Source organism: Paenibacillus ginsengarvi, from assembly GCF_003626695.1.
Lineage (GTDB): Bacteria > Bacillota > Bacilli > Paenibacillales > NBRC-103111 > Paenibacillus_AB > Paenibacillus_AB ginsengarvi.
In genome coordinates this window covers 1-20019 of record NZ_RBAH01000035.1, presented here as the reverse complement: position 1 = coordinate 20019, position 20019 = coordinate 1, and the positions used below count along the sequence as shown (strand labels likewise).

At 57.0% G+C, this 20019-nt stretch carries 12 protein-coding genes; 2 read left to right on the top strand and 10 right to left on the bottom strand.

The features are described from left to right. Positions 1-16 precede the first annotated feature (16 nt). From D7M11_RS31625 to D7M11_RS31580, 10 genes are all read right to left on the bottom strand, one after another. Positions 17-478, bottom strand: coding sequence for an RrF2 family transcriptional regulator (locus D7M11_RS31625; protein WP_120751282.1), 462 nt, complete (start codon positions 476-478; stop codon positions 17-19). 221 nt (positions 479-699) lie between these two features. Then, positions 700-2460, bottom strand: a complete 1761-nt coding sequence (locus D7M11_RS31620) for a right-handed parallel beta-helix repeat-containing protein (protein ID WP_120751281.1) — start codon at positions 2458-2460, stop codon at positions 700-702. Positions 2461-2840: 380 nt separating this feature from the next. Further along, a complete protein-coding gene (locus D7M11_RS31615; RefSeq protein WP_120751280.1) occupies positions 2841-3053 on the bottom strand; it encodes a DUF3006 domain-containing protein in 213 nt (70 codons plus the stop codon). Positions 3054-3077: 24 nt separating this feature from the next. Continuing rightward, positions 3078-4124, bottom strand: a complete 1047-nt coding sequence (locus D7M11_RS31610; protein WP_240041398.1) for a ComEC/Rec2 family competence protein — start codon at positions 4122-4124, stop codon at positions 3078-3080. A 104-nt stretch (positions 4125-4228) separates the two neighbouring features. Further along, complete coding sequence (locus D7M11_RS31605; protein ID WP_120751279.1) at positions 4229-4900, bottom strand: HAD family hydrolase; 672 nt, start codon at positions 4898-4900, stop codon at positions 4229-4231. 247 nt (positions 4901-5147) lie between these two features. Next, positions 5148-13649, bottom strand: a complete 8502-nt coding sequence (locus D7M11_RS31600; RefSeq protein WP_158606946.1) for an S-layer homology domain-containing protein — start codon at positions 13647-13649, stop codon at positions 5148-5150. 23 nt (positions 13650-13672) lie between these two features. Continuing rightward, positions 13673-14038, bottom strand: coding sequence for a cytochrome-c oxidase (locus D7M11_RS31595; protein ID WP_120751277.1), 366 nt, complete (start codon positions 14036-14038; stop codon positions 13673-13675). A 372-nt stretch (positions 14039-14410) separates the two neighbouring features. Further along, positions 14411-16459 carry a helix-turn-helix transcriptional regulator gene (locus D7M11_RS37825; RefSeq protein WP_275671751.1) on the bottom strand — a complete coding sequence of 683 codons (2049 nt, stop codon included), beginning with the start codon at positions 16457-16459 and terminating at the stop codon, positions 14411-14413. Positions 16460-16748: 289 nt separating this feature from the next. Beyond that, the gene (locus D7M11_RS31585) at positions 16749-17501 is read right to left on the bottom strand and encodes an SDR family oxidoreductase (RefSeq protein ID WP_120751276.1); all 753 of its coding nucleotides are present in this window, start codon (positions 17499-17501) and stop codon (positions 16749-16751) included. 45 nt (positions 17502-17546) lie between these two features. Then, positions 17547-18035, bottom strand: a complete 489-nt coding sequence (locus D7M11_RS31580; protein WP_240041397.1) for a DUF2269 family protein — start codon at positions 18033-18035, stop codon at positions 17547-17549. A gap of 248 nt (positions 18036-18283) precedes the next feature. On the opposite strand from D7M11_RS31580, the gene D7M11_RS31575 reads away from it, so the two are divergent. Then, positions 18284-19486, top strand: a complete 1203-nt coding sequence (locus D7M11_RS31575; RefSeq protein WP_120751275.1) for a hypothetical protein — start codon at positions 18284-18286, stop codon at positions 19484-19486. A gap of 301 nt (positions 19487-19787) precedes the next feature. Next, on the top strand, positions 19788-20019 hold a 232-nt coding region (locus tag D7M11_RS31570), incomplete at its 3' end, for a transposase (protein ID WP_120751274.1).

Genomic DNA, 20019 nt, shown 5'->3' with positions numbered 1-20019 from the left:
GCAGATCACTTCTTGTTTACTTCATTCTCTCTGTCATCTCATCCAGTACCGTCTGGATCGTATGCTTCTGCAAATAGTCGTGCAGATGCCGCTGTGCCCCGTCCATCACCTTCTCCACCAGGCACCCGCTTCCCCGCTGAAGCTCCGGCTCCGCATGCGCCTCATCGCCAAACAGCTCGTGCTGGCGCGAATTCGCATTCGAGCATTCGAACAGCTGCTGTCTGCCTTCCATCACCTGGATGACTTCCAGAAACGAAATATGCTCTGCCGCCCGGGCCAGCTCGTAACCGCCGTTCACCCCCGGCACGGCGCGAACGATCCCGTCCTGCCGCAGCTTCGACATAATTTTCGACAAATAGCTCTCGGAAACGCCGAGCGAGGCGGCCAATTCCTTGATCCCGACGTTATGCCTCGGAGTCGAATGCGCCAGATGTATCAAGGCGTGCAGAGCGTAATCCGTGCTCTTGGAATATTGCAAGCTTCCTTCTCCCTTCCGCTATCGTCATCATTATGGACCTTCAATATCCATAATAAACAACATGGCTTCGAATTGCAAGCTCGTAGTTGCCGCAAAAGAAGAAAGAAGATCGCCCGTGATCCTGCCCGATCGAGCCCGGATACAAACGATCTATGCGTGCAACTTTATAATAGCTGAGGACTGAACCATTTCACTTCGCCAAGCTTGCGGCTAGCAGAGCGTTACACAATCGTGCTCGTCACAAGCTCTCCCGTATCTGTGACCGTAACCGCATACCTGCTTCCTGCCGGAGACTTCAGAATAACCCGCGCTTCGCCGACGATGCCGAAAGGCTCCCAATTCCCCGGCGAACCGCTTGCGACACAGATCCATCCCATACATTCGGCTGAGGAAGCTGCCGTCTTATACACGACCGATCCCTGGATCCAGCTTCCGCTTGTTGGCACGCTATTCGCCCAACTGACCGAGACGCCCTTAGTTATCGCCTCCGGAGTCATCGGCTTCAGCAAATAGGCGGGATTGCCGACAGGAACGCCGTCATTTGCGAATACATTGTCCTGAAAAATGCGAATGTCCGAGCCGGCAGCCGTCGCCTCCAGCTGGATGCAGGCCCGCTTCGAATCGATATGGTTATTCGACACTATCATGCGACTCGCAACCGTTTCGAATTTGAGCCCGTAATCCGTATCGAGAAATATATTATCCGTAACGACGTTCCCTTCCGTCGTCTCCGGGCCTGCAAATCGTACGGCTCCATAGCTGGAGTAAACATGGTTGATCCGGTTGCCATGAAAAAGAAGGCGGTTACAATTACGGAATGAAGCAGCGATGGCACGAACGGCATCGATCACATTGTGGCTGACAACAGCGTTATCGGCATTCGATATATTCCAACCGGAGCTGCCTGTCCCGTAGTCCCGGTTGCCCCGAATGACCAAGCCCTTCTGAACTCTCGACGAGGTGAACATGCGGGCATCGCCTACCGAGCCGTAAAATTCATTATCCGCAATGCAAACGTCCTCGGTATTGCCCGTCTCTCCCGCAATGCTGCGAAAAAAATAACGGGATTGCCCTTGATTGCCGCGGATGGTCAGCCGTTTATTCGGAAATCCCGCATTCGGACTATATGTATTAATAAAAATGCCGGCGCAGTCGAAGACATTGTCCTCGATCCAGATGTCTTCAACGATTTCCGTCCCGCTGGACGTTTTATTCGGTTCGATGTCGATTGTCGCAACGTAATCGTGCGCATCGCTGATGATATTGTCGCGTACCCATGCTTTTTTGACCGACACCAGGGCGACCGCGCATCGCCTTGGACCGATCATTTCGTTCTGATACACATGGACGTTCTCGCACGGCCGAATATAGTCGGCACCGAAGTAGACACAGTCTCCGTAAGCCGTGTTAAACCGGTTATGATGAACGTAAATGTTGCCGGAATCAATGACCCTCAGCAAATGCGATTGCTCCCCCACCGTTCCGCCCGTGTATTGCCCGTTCAAATGAAGCCCGCTGACATGAAGAGCCGCTCCCCGGTATGACTGAATGATAAACATGCGCTTGTTCGCCGACCCGTCCGCGCCTTCCATCCGAACCTCAGGCGTGCCGATCCCGTACACGGAGTTCGTTAACGTAATCGGTCCGCTTACTTTGTAATAGACCGCTGGTTTCGGAACGATCATCATCTTCCCGGTTTGCGCCGCATCCCGGAACGCCTCGGTATCGTCGGTTATTCCGTCGCCGATCGCCCCGTAATCCAGGACGCTGATCGCCCCGTTAGCCCGCAGCAAACATTCGGCCTCCTCCGGATCGCCGCCATAAACGGCGTTCGTAACGGTACCTCCTAGTCCCTTATCGTTTGCTTTCGCCGAGAGCAGCGTCCCCGAATAGAGCGATAAGCCTGCAATTCCTGCGGAAGCGAGCAGCTTTCTCCGTGATAACAACCGTTCCGCGGGCGCGTTTTCCCCATTTGATTTCATAATCCATGCCTCCTGGTTTTTGGCTTTTGCCAGACAATACCCGTCATACTGGATGCATTCGGTTAATCAAGACATTACATGGGTAGGCTGCATTTCAAAAATGCAAGCGCTTTTATGTAGGTACGAGACGATAATAACAAACGTGTGCACATTCTGCAATACTATTTATAAAAAAATTATGCATCGGTTTTTTACCCAAATGGAAGTACTTTTATTAATTCAACTTTATATAAAAATAAATTCCTTTACACCATTATATACACACGTTTGTATTAGAAACTGTTTAGCAACTGAAAAAAGCGGACCTTCCGCTTTTGCAACGGATGTCCGCTTTAGTCAGGTAGAACCATGCTAGAGGCAGCTATGCACAACCGGGCGCCTCAATCGTTCCACACATCTTCGATCAGCTTTTTCATATACAGGGTTCGTTTCTTCGTAGCTTCGCGATCGACGACCCATATCCCTTTGTGAAGAATTACGCAGTCTCCGACCTTCACATCGAATGAAACCGCGCTGCGAGGCACATCCTGCGCCTTGCCGGCGATTTCGATCACGGCATAACTGCCTTCGAATCGTTCCACGATTCCTTTCATTTGGGCGGCTCACCTCTTACGTCCCTATTTCGCTTTTCCCTTTATGTATTCCCACGGGTCAAGCTTGATGTCCAGCGACTTGCCGTTTGACACGAACACGATGTTGCCCGACGTATCGTTGCGAAGCACCGTAATGTTTTTGCCTGCCAGCTTCGCCAATATTTCCGGCGTCGGGTGCCCGTAATTGTTTTTGCCGGACTGGATGACCGCATACTTCGGACCGACACGCTCCAGAAACGGATCGCTTGTCGAGGAGTTGGAGCCGTGATGCCCGATGAGCAAGACGTCGGCTTTCAGATTCGTGCCGCTTGCCACGAGATCCGTCTCGCTCTTCGATTCCGCGTCCCCCGTGAGCAGAAACGACGTTTCCCCGTACGCTACGCGGATTACGGCGCTCATCTCGTTCGTATCCGAGTAGTCGCCGATCGGAGCAACGATACGCGCGGTTGCCCCCGAATCCCACTTCAGATTCACATCCGCCTTGGCGCTGTCCACCTTGATTCCCTTCTTCTTCGCCGCAAGCAAAACGTCCTCGTACGTCTTCGTATTGGACTGCACCTTCGGCATGTAAAACTGCCCGATATCAAAATGATCGATGACCGCATCAAGGCCGCCGATATGATCGGCATCCGGGTGCGTGCCGACCAAAATGTCGATTTTCTTAATGCCCGCCCGCTGCAAATAAGCGACGATCATTTCTTCTTTATCGTTGTTGCCCGCGTCGATCAGCATCGTTTTCCCCGTCGGACCGACAAGAAGTTGCGAAGCTCCTTGCCCGACATTGATGTAATGCACGAGCATTTCCCCCTCGGCCCGCACATACGGGGCGCTAATCGTCGTCCCGGCGACCGGTTTGCCTCCTCCGTCCGTCTGACCGGTTTCATCCGGCCGTTCTTCGAAGTAAAGCAGCCCGATCAGGACAACCGCGAACAGCAGCGCGCCCAGCCATAACGGCGAACGCCCCTTCTTCTTCTTGAACGCATTTAGCTTCCCTAGCAGGAGCCCTGCCGCGCCTGCGATCACAGCGCCTATCAAGGCGGTTACAAGGTCGGCTCCCATCCATTCTTCCATATGTATCCTCCCAGCCTCCCATACAAGGAATTATAGGGGAATTCGCTCCGGCCGACAACAGGCAGCCCGGTACCAGCTAGGGCAACCATACGGTTATTTATCGGTTATTCCAATAACGGTATTAAATCGGTCAGCGATTGAACCATAAAATCCGGCGAGTAATGCGAAGGCGCCTTTCTATTATTGCGGTTGATCCAGGCGGATTTGATGCCGACGCTTTGCGCCCCTGCAATGTCGCTGCTCAGCGAATCGCCGACATGCAGCACCTCGCCGGGACGAAGGTTGAACGTTTCGAGCGCCATATGAAACATTTCCGGCCTCGGTTTATACGCTCTGGCGTCCTCGCTCGTAATCACATCCTCAAGCGGCAAGGAATGGTGGCGAATGGCCGACTGAACGTCCTTGCGATCGATATTGGATACGACAATCCGAGGTTTTTTCAGACGATCCAGAAATGGCCGCGTATCTTCGCATAAAGCCGGGGCTTCCCAATAAGCATATAAGATTTCGCTTAACTGATCCGGGCTTTCGGACGATTGAAAATGATGTAAAGTGTCCTTCAGGGAAGCAAGCTCGATTTCGCGCTGAGTGTTAAAATGTTCGCCGAAGGAGGAACGGCATGTTCTCGCAAAACAAGCCGACCAATAGGTCCCGATCTCGCCGGATGCCGTTCGGAGCGATGACGACTCCGAGATTCGACTGCATATTCGCTGTAAAAATACTTCGTCCTCTTGCACCAAAGTGCCGTAAAAATCAAGGAAAACAGCTTTAAACATGCGGCACAACCACCCCTTTATCACATTATCAAACTAACACATTAACGCTTTACCATAATAAATTAACTAAATGATTTCGTCAACCTCTTTGGGATAGCCGGGTTAACGGTGCTCCGCCAGCCATTAGCGGATCTTTTGCCTCCGCTTCTCCCCGAGGGAATTATTTGTTCATTAAACATACAAGCGGGCGGCTGCGGTATACCCAAAGGTATCCTCAGCCGCCCACAGGGCTTTTGCAAATATAGCTCTATTTCTCAATCGCTCCAAGGGTAGTCAGCACTCGCAGCAGCATCGTCGCCGCTTGGCCGCGGCTTGCTTCGCCGTGCGGCAGCAGCTCGCTGTCCGTCACACCCTGCATCCATCCTTTACGTACGGATGCGGCCACCGCTACCTTCGCCCAAGCCGAGACGGCCTGCGAATCGGCAAAGCGGTTCATCGGTTCCTGACCGGAAGCCGGTTCGAGTCTGTGCCCTTGCAGGGCAGCAAAGCGGCTGAACAGAACCGCCAGCTCTTCGCGGGTGATGGCGTCGTTCGGACGGAAGCGATTGTCCGCCCCCTCCACCAGCCCCAGCTTGACGGCATCCGCGACAACGCGCGCGTACCATGCATCCGGAGATACGTCGGCAAATGCGGACACTGCCTCCTTCTCTCCTCCCGGCGCTTTTCCTTGGCCTTGCCCAAGCGCCTCTACCAGAAGCTTCGTCATCTCCGCCCGCGTAATCAGGCGGTCCGGCTCGAAAAGCTCTTCGCCGGCGCCGTCCACCATATGCCGGCTTACCAGCACATCGACGGAGGTCCGGCTCCAATGAGCCTTCATATCCGCGAACGGACGATCGTACATCATCACGGCATATTCGCCAAACGCGTCTATGCTGGCTTCGACCATGCGGCTGGCGACATCGACGACACCGCCGTAATACGTCCAGCCTCCCGAAGTGGAAGCGTCGCTGCGATACAAACTGAAACGTCTTGCGTCAGCTTCTCCGGCAAGCGCCGGATTGAGTTGCATGGCCAGAAGCAGCGGTTTTACAGGCGCGGCGCCATCCGAGACCATTTCCACGGATCCGGACATCCGCATATAGCGGGAAGCGAGCCGGTCATCGGTGCCGGTTGCCTTCAGCGTTAGCGTCAGCTTCGTTTCTGCGGCAAAAGCATCCTTCGGCACGGCCAGCTCCGCCAGTCCGTCGAATAGGCGGAAGCTTCCTCCTTCCGGTCCAAGCTTGACTTCCGTTTGATTCGGGTTCGGTTCGGCCGCCGGTCCTCCTCCGTAGCCGCCGGATACGCCTCCACCCTCGTACTGCGTTACTGCGGCGGTTTTCGTCCGCACGGCGATGGAAGCGGCCACGGATTCATTACCGCTGCGGTCCACCGCGACGATCGAGAAGTTATATTCCGTATTCGGAGTAAGCTCCCCAGCCGTAAACGTTTGTGCGCCCGGAAGCGCTTCGCCCTGCTTCTTGTCGTCCGGACTACTGCTGCTCGCCCAGGTTAGCTTCAGCTTTGCCAGATCCGGTGCGGCCGGATCGGTCCAGCCCAGAACGACCTGCCGCTCCTGCACCGCTTGCGCCTCTAGGTTGCCGACGGCAAGCGGCGGCAGCCGGTCGGCGGACACTGCCCAGTTCGCGGTTGCGCCCGCCGATTCGTTGCCAGCCTCGTCGACGGCGGAAACTTGAAACTCATAACCCGCCGCTTCCGGTAAGCCGGGCATTTGTACCCAACCGGTGCCTCTGGCTACTTCGATCGGAGCCGAATAGCTTGCATCGCCCGCTTTTTTCCAACGAACGAGCGCTTTCGCATAATCATCGTCGGCCGGATCGTCCCAAGCGACCGTCGCCGTTCCGAAGGTGATGCCCGCCGTTACATGAGCCGGAGCTGCCGGCGGCGTAACGTCCTGATGGGTTACCCGGAACGGACGCTGTACGTCACTTCCCATCGGAATGCCTGCATAGCTGGCAATCGCTCCACTTATAAGCAGCTTGTAATCCCCATCGGCCAGAGGCGCTGCTGGCGTGTAACGGAGAGTAGTCGCAAGCAGCAGGCCGTTTGCTTCGACCGGTTGTTTGGCCTGGACCGAGCCCTCGACCGGCTTACCGTCCGCGGACTCGGCCGTAACGGAATCCGGCGTCAGCGAACGCGTATCGATCGGCTTGCTGAAGACAATATCCACATACCCGCCGCCTGCGGCGGCCTTGACGCTCTCCACCTGCGGAGGGCGATACGATACAAGCGGGATATTCACTTCTAGCTGCGGCGGCGGCACGTCAAGCTCGTCGCTGTACGTCGTCTCGTAGCCTTCCTTCTCGTATCTGACCTTCCACTTGCCCGGCGGCACATCCCAGGCGTACCGGCCTTGGCCGTCGGTAAGCAGCGGGTTTTGCTGGAGATACCAATCGGCATCCCATGCGCGCCATTCTCCGGTGCGCGAGTCCTGTTCCAGTACGGTAGCCGTCACGCCTTCGATCCGGTTATCCGGAAGCCCTTCGTACACATAACCGCTCGGGTCCCAAATATAGACCGGATCGGCGACAGGCTTCGGCGGTTTCTTCTTGACGCAATTCAGCTCGCTGAGGTAGGGCCGCAAATGCGTTTCCAGCTCGGTCAGTTCGTCGTTCGCCACCTCGTCGAGCTTTTGTCCGATATAGTAGCCTTCCGCCCAGAAGGCGATGCCCCACAGGCCGGAACCGAACAAAGTTCCGAGAGCGCCCACATTCAGTTTGACCTGCTCGTGAGCGAAAATGTCCGTTTTCACTTCCCAGGCGAAATTCAAATAGTATTCTCTCGCCACCGGATCGCAAATTTGCTCCGCCTGCTCGATGGCCCGATTCACCCGATTCATGAAATTATCCGAATCGAAGGCGTCCATCGTTCCTGCGATCACGTCGCGGAAGCCGAGCGCCTGGCCGACCTTGCCGATCGTGAACTCGATCGTTTTTTTCGCGAGCGTTTGCTCCGCTCCGAGCGTTCTTACCCGTCCCGAATTCGCGGCGGACGCCTTCGCGGTGGCAGCGTTATCCGGTACATAACCGGAGATTTGGATCGTAATTTCCGAATCGCTTTTCTTCCTGCTGATCGTTAGTCCGTACACGGGCAAGCCTGTTTCCCCGGCATGACGGACGTCCCCGTCGCTCGGCTTGAATGTGCCTGCCGAAGTGGTGGATACGTTAATCTGGGTCCACAAAAACTCGTTTACCTTGAAACGGGCCGAAGCCGCTCTTTCCGGCATGACGGAACCGGACGGCGTTTTTTCTCCCGGACCGGCGACCCATTCCATGCTGTAGTCCGCCATCGTAGACGGAAGGCTGCTGCGGAATTCCTCCTCCGTTGGAACGGGCCCGGGGGTCTCCACGCGGTCCCGTTTTTTCGTATAATCCACGACGATCGGCCCCACACCACGCGCGATGGGTACTAGCGCCCGATAGGCGCCGTTCACAAGCTGCGCTTCGGCAACGCTGCCGCCGACGCGGACGAATACATGTTCGACACGCGCTGCGTCCCGGAACTTCAAATCAACCTGGACCGGGTAGCCCGGAACGACCACGTAAGGAAATACGGCGGTCCCATTGACCGTATCGAACTGGACGACACGGCCGTCATTCTGCACCAGCGAAACCGACGACAACCCGGGATCGTTCGGATCGTACTCGACATAGGCGCGCTCCCCGGGCACCCGGACGCCGTTTAGGTTCGACTCCGTCGACAGCCGATGCTTCTTCGCGCCCGAGTCGGCAAGCTCGACCGGAAGCGTCCACGTACCCGCCGGCGACACAGGCGCCTTGCCGATCGGCGCGCCGTTGTCGTACAGCGTTACCTCCGAGCCGGCGGGAGCGTAACCGTTCACCTTGAAATGCGGATCGGCCACGATCTCCGGCGCGCGCAGCGTAACCGGCAAAATGCCGACGATGGCCGTACCGAGTATGTCTTCGTGCGGAAGCGGATTGTTGTACCGCATTTTGCCGACAATGGCAATGTCGGTACTGCCCGGCTGTTCCCGTAAATGCAGCTGCAGCCGAACGCTTCCTTCGGCATATAACGGAACGCTGCCGATCGGCACCTCGAGCGTCCGCCCGACCAAACGCGGCTCCGCCGCTTTACCGTTTTGTACGAGGGTGCCGGGAACGTATTCCGCTTCGTTCGGCAGCTCGATGGCCAGGACCGCATCCTGCGGTTCCAATTCATAGCTGCTGCGGGCGTTGTTCTTATATACGGCGCGCAGCGTAATCCTTCCGCCCGGCGTCGACCAGTCGGAGGAGCTCTCGATTCCGTTGCCGCTGCCGCTGAATGTCCCGGCGGGTTGCAGTCGGATGTCACCCAGGTTCACAACTGCCCCCGGCCGGACAGCGAAATCGACCGAAGCGACGGCGTCCGCATAAGGAGCGCTCAGCAGGAGCCGCTGGTTCCCGCTGCCTCTGAGCGGAACTACGAACGATTGTTTATCTTTATCGTAGCTAAGATAGCGGGAATCCGCCCGACTGTCGTCCAGTTGCTGAAGCGTCGCATTGAGGCCATAGAGCGGAGTGCCGTCCGGTCGAATCGCCCGGAAATAGGCCTGACCGCCACTGTTTTCCAGCCGGATTTCGATATTCGCTTCATTACTGTCGCCGATCACCGTATTCTCGCATTTGGAAGGCAAACCCGCCTCCACACCGTTTACACAGAAGCCGACCGTATCGCCTGTTGTAGCCAGCGTCCGGTACTCCCGGCCGTTTTGGGCCGTTACCTGAAATGACGGACTGACGTTCAGATGCACGGTAGTGCGCCAGTCCAAATCGATCGGCCCTTCCCAATCTCCTCCGCCCAGCCTGGTGTACAAATTCAGCGTCACCTTGGCCGGCTCTTTCAAGGTAAGGTCGACGGTTTGGTCGCCTTCGATGGCGAGCTTCCGGGTCGGAGAAAAGCCGCCCAGGCCGCCGCTCCTCGTTGCCCGCAGCTCGACTTCGCCGGCGGTCAATTTCAGGCTGTATGCCCCTGCCCGATCCGTGCGAGCCGTATACATCCTGCTGAAGCCGTCCTTCGTCAGCACCGCAGAAACGATGCTGTCTCCTGCCGGAGTACCGTCCGGGGCAAAAACGCGTCCCCGCAACAGCGCTTCCGGACTTTCCGTCAGCGTGATCTCCACCTGCTGCTCTAGCAGCTCGGTATCAAAATCGACGGCAGCCACCTCGTAGGCGGGACTTTGCGGGATTATCGTCAACCGCGGCTTGGGCGACGCATCGACTCCTCGCAGCATAGTAACCATACCTGCTACTGTGCCGTATGCTCCGCTTTCCCATAGTACCGTACCGTTTGCTCCGTCACGCAGCTCCGCTTTGACAAGCGGCGTATCTGCCGTTTTCGTCTTCACGTTTATGTTAAAGGTATAACGGTATTTGGGTAGAAACGTCATCTCGGCAACTTGACCGTATCCCGGCGACATCGTTTGCTGCTGCGTGGCAACCAGCTTGCTGCTGCCTGAGGGAACGAGTGTGAACCAGACCGAAGTCTTCTCGAACGGAACGTCGAACTCATACGACAGCGTCTCCGGACTGGCCGCTCTCTGCTCGTTATGAAACGATCCGGCCGCACTGTATTGGGACAGGTGGAACTGCGTTTCGCTTAACATAGCGGACCAGACGGATGCCGCCGGTACGCCGATCGTAAGACGCAGCCTCGGCGCTACATTCGTGCGAATCGGGTAAGCGCGGGGAATCGGAGTCCCGTTGATCTCGAACGTCATCTCCTCCAGCCTTGCGGTCCCTTCGGTTATGCCGAACGTTCCCTTGTACGTTCCCGGCTCCTCAGCGGTTTCGGCCAAATCGAGCCACTCCGAATCGGCTTCCGGAGCGTCGCCGCCTTTCCACACGCTCTTGCTGATCTGAGCGCGGATCGTATGGCCGGATTCCGCTTTCAAGGTGAGAGCAGCCTCGCTGCCGATGACAGGCACTTTGGCGCTCGACTTGCCGACCTGGCGGGTATAATCCAGCGTGTAGCCGTCTATCGTTTCGTTCCATTTCTTCAGCGATACTTGCAGCGGCGTTTTTCCTATCCCGAGTCTTACCTTCGTCTCCTTGGGCGTTTGATACTCCGCGGGAGGGGCAACGGCTACCGTTATGTTCTCGCCAGCCAAACGTCCGTCCAGGAGCGCGATCCCGTTCGCATTCGTCGGGATGCGTCCGAGCGAAACGCCTCGTTCGTCCTTGAAGGTCAACTCGGCGGCTACAGGCGTACTGCCATACAACACCTCGACCGACAAGGAAGCAGGGAACACCGGAACGAGCCGAATCGTCGTCGTGCCGCCTTTGCCAAGGCTCAGCCCGCTTTGCCGCGCATATACCGCGCCGCTTTTGCCGTCCTGAAGCTCAAGCTCCAGATCGTCCACATGCCGCCAGTAGAGCTCGTAATGCGTTTGTCCGGCGGCAAGCGGTTTCGTCGTGCGGCTCGCTCCCGAGCTTTGCAGCACAAACTGCAAACCGGACAGCAGGTCCGGGTGTTCGGCAGCTACATCGATAACCAGTTTGCCGGCCACATCAACCGGCAGCCGGGCCACCGCTTTTGAAGCGCCGCCGCCCTCCGGCCTTGCCTGGATGCTATCGATCTGCGTCATTCCTTCGAGCACGCGGAAGGCGGCGCGGTACACCCCGGAGGAAGCGGGCGTTTCCGTCATCGCGACCGTTTTCGTCACATTGCGTACTTGGGCCGGATCGCCTTGAAGGATCTCGCGGTATGCGACATCCGCAACGATCGTTTTGTTCGGCTGCCCGGTAGCCAGGATCGTCATATCGCTTCCCGGATTGAGGCTGCCTGACGTCATGGCGCTGTCCGGCGCCTGCCATTCCGCCGAACCGAGCGTTTCGTCCGGCTGCTTCTGGCGGCATTCGCCGTAGCAGTACGTGTACAAACCGTCCGATCGGACATAAACGATCCGGTTGCCGGCTTCGTCGATTTTGGCATTGTCCGTGTTATAGCCCGGGTTGCCGACCACATCGACAAGCCCTGTCTCCCGATCCATACGTTCGGTGTAATGATTCGTATAAATGCTGCCAGACGGATTATGGTCGAGTAGAGAAGTTACCACATACCGTCCGTCGCCGCTCAGCGACGTCTTTTCATATACTTTGTCTTTTCTTTCGCTGCTGGGACGGCTGTCGGGAAATTCATCCTCGCTCCACAAACGGCTGTCTTCGCTCCTCAAATCGAATGCCTGCACTTTGGCAAAGCCCCCGCGGGTGGCGCGGAACACAACGTATTTGCCGTCGGCGCTCATGCTTATACTGCGGCTCAATCCGTTATATCCGTGGAAAAAAATATGGGTGTCCGCGGCGACATCGTATACGGCGACGGCATTGGACGAAAACGAGCCCATGTCCTCCGTCCCTTTCAAATTCGTTGACGACGTCTCGTAGGCGATCCGCTTGCCGTCCGCGCTAATGACCGGCGATTCGGAGGCCTGGTCGCCAGGAGCGCCGTCTGCGGCCTTGCTCACGAGCGTTTTCGTTCCGTTGCCGAAATCGTACATATAAATCTGCGAGCCTTCGGCCCATACGATCCGGCTGCCGCCGGCATTAAGGCTGGGCTTGCTCGCCTTCTTCGCCGGGTCGGAGATGAGCTCAAGCGTACCGGTACCGGCAAAATAGATATATACGCCCTTATTCGCTCCTCCTGACGGCTTCGCCGCACGCAAATTGGTCGCGTCCGACGTAAAGGCCAACACCGTGCCGGTCCGATTAACCGCCAAATCCGCGATCGAACCGTTCGGCGCCTGCCCGTCGTCCGTTAAGTTCACCGGCGAGCTGACGCCTGTCGCCGTATCGACGATATACAGGCGGCTATCGGCTTCGGCCTGGTAGAGAACAGTGCTTCCGTCGCCGCTCAACGCCGGCGCCACGTCGTACATCGGTTCGCCCAGCCTCACTTCGTTCGCCGGCGAAGTACCGGCATAGATCCCGGTGGAGCTCGACTCGTTACCGGCGGCATCGAACGCTCTGACGAGGATCGTGTACGGACGGGCAGGCTGCAAATCGGTAAAAATCGCCTGCTGCTCTACCGTTTCCCGAAGCAGCGTACCGCTTTTGTCGTACAGGCGGTAACCGATCACGGACGGATCGTTCATGCGGCCTCCCTGGCCGTTTGGCACGGTCGGCGCCGACCATTGCAGCAATAGACTCGTATTCGCCGGATACAGCAGCCTCCAAGTTTCATTCTCCACCCTGCCGGGCGGCGTACGGTCCGCATGAACGGTAACCGGCTCCGACGCTAGGCTGTTCACCCCGCCCCTTTCGGCCGTCGCCGTAATCCGGTACTCGCCCTCTTCCGTCAGCGGAAGCTCGAACGAGAAGCGCTGCGAAGCATCGGTCGCGGTCGTTCCCTCCTCGACCGGCTCTCCGTTATTGAGCCTGCTGCTGATGGTAACCGTAGTTCCGTCCTCAGCTCTGCCCGTGACGACGATGCTCGGCGCTTTCGAATAAACGGGCAGCGGGTCCAGCACCGGCACAGCTGGCGCATAAACGGAGCGGGTCACGCCTGTCAAGCCGGACTTGTTGCCCGCGACCGCGTCGCCGCTTGTTTCTTTTGCGGCCCTGGCAGCGTCCGCGAGCGACTCCGGCGTCAATTCCGTCAGCAGACTGCGCAGCCCGTCATCGGCGAGCTTCGCATCCGCCAGCGGTGAATCCGCTGCGAAGCCGCTGCTCGCCTGCGGCAGCAGCCCTCCCAATCCTACGGCAAGCGCCAACGCCAGACTGATCGTTTTACGCCATATACGATTTCGATTTTTCATCTTTGCTCCTTGGTTTTTCATCGTTACAACACATGCCGAACGGCATTAATGGAAAACAAGATCGTACCAACGACGACGCACACGCCCCCGACCGAAACAAGCGCTACGAAAACCGTGCTTCCCGTCAGCAGCATACATGCCAGTCCCGCCATCATGAGCGGAATGCCAAGCATGTGAAGCCAAAAATGCCACTTGCCGAGCCTAGATCTGGCGGCATCGGGAAACTGATGGTACATAAGGCCCCCAAGCGCCAGCGATACCCATCCCAGCAAATTAATGTGAGCGTGAACCGGAGATAATGTGTAGTTTTCCGTCATGGACATCGCCATTCCCATAACAACGCCTATCACGAAGTAAAAAGTGGAACCAACGATCATTTTTCTAGCCAAAGCAATTCTCCTCCTCTAATGAGTTATATCGTTTCTTTCCTTGCGCCGGGCATCGGCAGCGTAATCCGGCAGAAGCTCCCGCGCTCCGTTCGATATTCGTCCGAACTGTTCAAATGGATCTTCAACTCCCGCTATCGTGTATTCACGAGGCCAGTAATCCCGTCCGAACCAACACGCCCCTGCCCGGCGACCGCCCTTTCGCATGAAAGCGGCGGCCCGCATGCCATTCAATGTATCACGCCCGGCTTCATCCCGGTATTATACGATCGTATAATCGTGGTCATGGACGGCCTATCTGCGCTGCCGCGCCGCAACATGCAAAAAAGCCCGCATTCCGAATGGAATGCGAGCAATTGGCGGTACTGCCCTTTGTCAGCCGATGCGCGGCTTACCGGAGAATAATTTGATTAGCTGGCCGCGTCCTTTCACCGACAGCTTGCCGTAGATCGAGCTGACGTGCTTTTTGACCGTAATTTCGCTGACGAACAGCGCTTTGGCGATCTCGCCATTCGTCAGACCGTCGAGTACGAGGGCCACGACTTCCCGTTCCCGTTCCGTAAGCTGACTGCCCGGCCCTTCTTCGAACAAGTCCAGTTCGTCCGGGAGGCCGCCGCGCCTGAGCAAGAAGCGTAGAAACGCCTCCAGCTTGTCCCCCCGCGTATCAAGCACGAACGTCGGGGTCGGCGTCTTCCCGTCATAACTCCGGTGAACGACACCTTCTGCCGGCTGAAAGCCCAGATTCAGATGCGACACGCGAAAAAACTCCATCGGCGGCGGAGAAGCGAAGAACAATCCGCCCGAGCACATATACGAGAACATCAAATACATCGTCTCCAGCACCATGTCCTGGTTCTGCCAATCGGCATAGTCGATCGTCCGGATGAACCAGCCCGCTTGTCCGGGAAGCTCGGCCTCCAGAAGCCGGAGCTCCGGCGGTGTCAGCGAGCGCAAGTACGGACCTGCGAACGGATCGCGGATTAAGGCAGGCAGGGTTCCCTTATGAATCGGCACGATAACGGCAAGTCCGATCGCTTCTCCGTTCGCGGAACGAAGCAGCATGGCCGACTGCTGGTCGAGCTCGATCCAGGTGCGCAGATCCAGATGTTTGATTGTCATCGTCATGTCTTCCTTGCCGACGAATTCGCTGTAGCGCTCCTCCGTTTCCGGGTCCATGCCGGATATCATCAGCGGCGTAGCCGCTTCCAGCCGTTTGCGCAAATACGTCTCCCCTTCGTCCAGGTTCACGGACGTCACCAGCTCCCACGTATACCGGCCGCGGGAATACGATTGAAGCAGCGAGCGGATGAGCGGGATACCCGTGTAATAAAACAGCTCGCCAACTTCCCACTCCGTACTCCGGTAAGGAGCGGATTCGCGGATTCGCGCCGTATAATATAGCGCCGCCCTGGCGCGAAGCCGCTCGAAATAGGCCGGCATCCGCTCCTCGAGCTGCTTGCGCGTTGCGAAACGCATCAGATCGTGGAGCATCCAGCCGCGCTCCGTCTTGCGGACGAATGACAAGGACAGGAGCTGCCCGAACGTCTCGTCGTCAATATCCCGGTCTATGACGGCTTGAAGCACTTCCCTGTTCACGTGCAGCAATACGGCCGCCGTCTCGACCACTTTGCGCAGCAAATCGTCCGGCACTTCCCTAAGCCACGTCTTGGCCAGATGCTCGAACCACTCCGTCCAATCGCCGGATCGGCCGGTCCAGTCCTCTTGCGGATATACGACGGACGCCAGCGACAGCGCGAGCGGATGGCCGCCCGTCCTGCGACAGACGGCGTCGATCCGTTCCTCGTCCTCCATGCCGCATTGCCGCAAATAAGCCGCGCTTTCCGGCCCTGTCAATTGTTCTAGCGGCAGGAACAGGATGCGCTCCCGCAGCGCGGGGGAAAGAATCCATTTGTCCTTCAGCCGGTAGCGGCCGGCCACGATGAGCAGGACACCGTCAGGCAGCCGTTTGATCAAACGTTCCCTTATCCAGCTGTCGAGGTCGCCCATCTCCTCGTACGTATCCAGCGCGATAACAACCTTCGTTTCTGCGGCCAATTGCTCCAAGCGGGCAACGACCGCTTCCAGCGGGTCGGCAAGCGGCGGTTTGGCGCTCGGCAGTTGCCGAAGCAGTTGCCGGCACAGCAAATCTCCTTTATGGTTAAAATCGCGGCTGTCCACCTGCAGCATCACCGCGGCCGCCCGCAGCGCCTGACGACGGAACGCATCGAGCAGGAAGCTTTTGCCGATGCCGGCCGTTCCGTACAAACTCCAGATCGTCCGGCCTTCCGGCTCGCCTGACAAAAAGCGCTGAAAGTAGGTAAGCGGCTCGCTGCGGCCGGCGATATATTGATCTTCCCTCAGATCCATCCTGTTCATCGATTCCCGCCCGTTAAGCGCGGCGGATTTGTCCATGTCGTTCGGCACCTTTACCATTCCCCTTGTTTCAAAGCGATGTCCGATTTCCCTGAATAAACGATTCGCCGCACCCGCTCCAAATCCTTTTTGTACCCGAAAGCCGGATGACCTGGCTGACACGGAACAAATCAGGTTAAACGGTCAGAGCCTCTGAACATAGCAAAAAAGCCGCGTAGGGCGCGACTTGGAAAAGAGAAAAAAAACGTCAAAATCGCCCTTCCCTGGCTGACTGATCCAGAAAAAGGCGATATGATAGTCTGGATACGCGCCTGATCGGCCGCTTGTCCGGCCCCCAGACTCAATCCATATAAATGCCGCCGTTCACTTTCGTGCAGGTTCCGGTGACGAAGCGGCTCTCCTCGCTGGCGAAAAAGGCAATCGCGCCCGACATGTCATCCGGCAGAGCTATACGCTGCATCGGCGTCATAGCCGCGAGCTGCTGCTTGACCGCTTCCGGCGTTACGCTCGACGCTTCCGTTTCGACCAGTCCGGGCGAAACGATATTCGCGGTCACTCCATACGGAGCGCTCTCCAACGCCACATATTTCACAAACGCTTCGAGTGCCGCTTTGGCCGAGCCGTGTGCAGCCATATACGGCAATGGAGCATCGGCCGCATTGCTGGAAATGTAGACCATTCTTCCGTATTTCCGTTCGATCATGGCAGGCAACACGGCTTGGGTCAAAGTAAAGGCAGACTTCATCTCGTCGTTCAGCTTCTGGGCGAGCTCCTCCCACTGCATCCCCATTACCGGCTTCATGACGAAGGACATATGCGCATTGTTCACCAGAATGTCGACATCGCCCCATGCCGCCCGAATGGAAGCCAGCGCTTCTCCTACTTGTTCGGGATCGCGGACGTCCGCCCTGGCGAGCATCGCCTCTCCTCCGGCTTGCCGGATGCGGTCCACGACAGCCTGCGCCGCGTCCTCCTGGCGCACATAATTTACCGCAACCTTGGCCCCGAGCCGGGCCAGCTCAAGCGCGGCTGCCGCTCCGATCCCGCGGCCCCCTCCCGATACGAATGCGACTTTTCCCTGTAAACGATTCATACTATTTCCTCCCTGGCAGTATAATTAATATTTTTGGTCCAAACGTTAGCTCCACACCGGCTTTAAGATCATAAGCACGAAAAGTACAATGCCCAGAATGGATGCCGTATTGTATAACCGGCTTGCTTTGGCGAGCAGAACTGAACTACTGTCCGCCGCTGCCGGATCGCGCTCCTGATGATCCCCGGTCCCGCCTAGCGATTGGACGAGCTGTTTCAACACTGGCCCCATCATGGCCACCGCCACCACCTGGATGAGCACATACAGGAGCAGGGAGCCGGCAATCCACAAGTCCGAGAACTTCCAGCCCGACAGTGCAACGAGCACAATCCCCGACACAACGGCGATCGAGCCGCCGATTTTTGGAAAATAGTTGAGCAGCCCGAACAGCGACAGCGACCCCAGCAGTTGTTCCCGGCTCTGCTTCTTGCGCAGTAAAATATGACCGAAATACGTCGGCCCGATGCCAATCACCGCTGACAGCACATGAATCGTTACAAGCCACTGCATCATAACATCCGCCCCATTTCTCATCTTTCCTTTCCTCTGATCTGTCATTCAATGTATCACGGGGGGAACGGTTCCGGTATTATACGATGGTATAATTCGCGGCGTATCCGATTGCCCGGGGGAAAGGGGACATCAGAGGCATTGCATAGCACAAGCGCAAGTATGTAGGAAACGCAAAAATAATTCGGCAATAAAATTTCCTGGACTCAATTTACAACCTACAAAAATCGTTATATATTTTAATTAGTAAATTATATGGCGAGGTGAACGATTTGACCGGAACCTTAATGGCCGCGTTCGGTAAGGTGAACATCACCCCGGAGGAAACGATGCCTTTGCAGGGCTACGACCCGTTCCAGTATGCAGCGAACCCGGCAACGGATATTTTGGACGATCTGTACGCCAGAATCGTCGTGCTTGATGATGGGCCTAACCGCTGCGTCATCGTTTGTCCGGACTGTGGTCTGTCGAACGAGGATTTCGTGCAGGTGCCCGATCCGTCGGGACGTCCATGGCTGTATCGGGGATTCAGCAATACGTTTCCGTCCGGCACGAGACGGTCGTGGGCGGAAGCGGCAGGCACCATGGAAGATCGCGTGTCCGTCAATGCTACGCATACGCACAGCGCCCCCGTCCACTTCAGCGAGAAGTATACAAACCGCATAGGCGACAAAATACGCGAGCTAACCGCAGCGCTCGTCCCAGTGCGGCTGAAAGTCGGCTCGGGGACTTGCAGCATATCCGCAAACCGCAGGCCGGCTCTAAAAGCGAACGATTCGCTTCCGGTAGACCGGACGCTGCAGGTGCTGATCTTTGAATCGTTCGAAGGCAAGCCGATCGGCAGTTTCGTCAATTGCGCGGTACATCCGACGATTGTTTGGAACAAAGCGAACCGGATCAGCTCCGAGATGGTGGGATTAGCGATGAATACGGTCGAGAACGAATACGGGGACGGGTTTGTTTCGTTGTTCCTGCAAGGTTTTACCGGGGATGTCGGCCCGCTCGTTTGCGGTCCTACAAGCGGCTGGAAGGAAGATACGTATCCGCTCGTGATCGAAGCGGGGCAGCGGCTGTATGCCGATATCGCCGAAACGATTCGCCGCGTGGAAACCGTAGCCGCCGTGCCGCTTGATGCGATGCAAACGATCGTGAAGCTGCCCACTGTGAACGGATTTCACCGTTCGCACCTGGACGTTACGCTTGTGGGGATCCGTATCGGGGATTTGGCCATCCTGACGGCTTCCGGGGAAATATTCAACGGCTACGTCGGCCATATCAAGCCGAGATCACCTTTTGCCCATACGCTGTTTTGCAGCCTCGGCAACGGATACACCGGCTACTTGCCGACTGCAAAAGCGTTCGCCGACGGCCTGGGAGGCTACGAGATGAAGACGACGCCTTATACGGCTTCGGCCTGCGAGCCTTTTACCGAAGCCGCCGTCGGACTGCTGGAACGGTTGATGGCGCGGGACTGAATCGGGTCGGCTGACCCGCCCATTCCCATGCGCGAATCCCGAGTGCACGTTGGCGGCTTACATGATAGCGGTCGGAGATAGTGTCGATAGAAGGCCAAGTACGATCTGCATTGGCAAGCCGCACGCAGTACGGGGGCGACGGACGCCGACGGCAGCGCGTAACGGTAACGGAACTGGAACTTCCGCTAATCGCTGCATTTCCTTACACCTCTCCGAATAACGGAACAAGATGCTGTTAGAGTAAATAGTGGACACCAGCTTAAGAAAAGCCTAATAATAAGCTTATCAAGGAGGTGTTCACATGAGTGAACAACGGCAGCACTACAATGAAGAATTTAAACAGCGGACGGTGAAGTACATCCAAGAACAGACGAAGTCGCTCGGGGACATCGCTCTTGAACTGAATATCCCGACCAGCACGCTACACAAATGGCTGGCGAAGTATCGGCAGTTCGAGAACGAGCCTGTGGCCAGCGCCCAGCGCATGCGTGAATTGGAACAACTTCTCCAGCAGCGAGAACGCGAACTGAAAG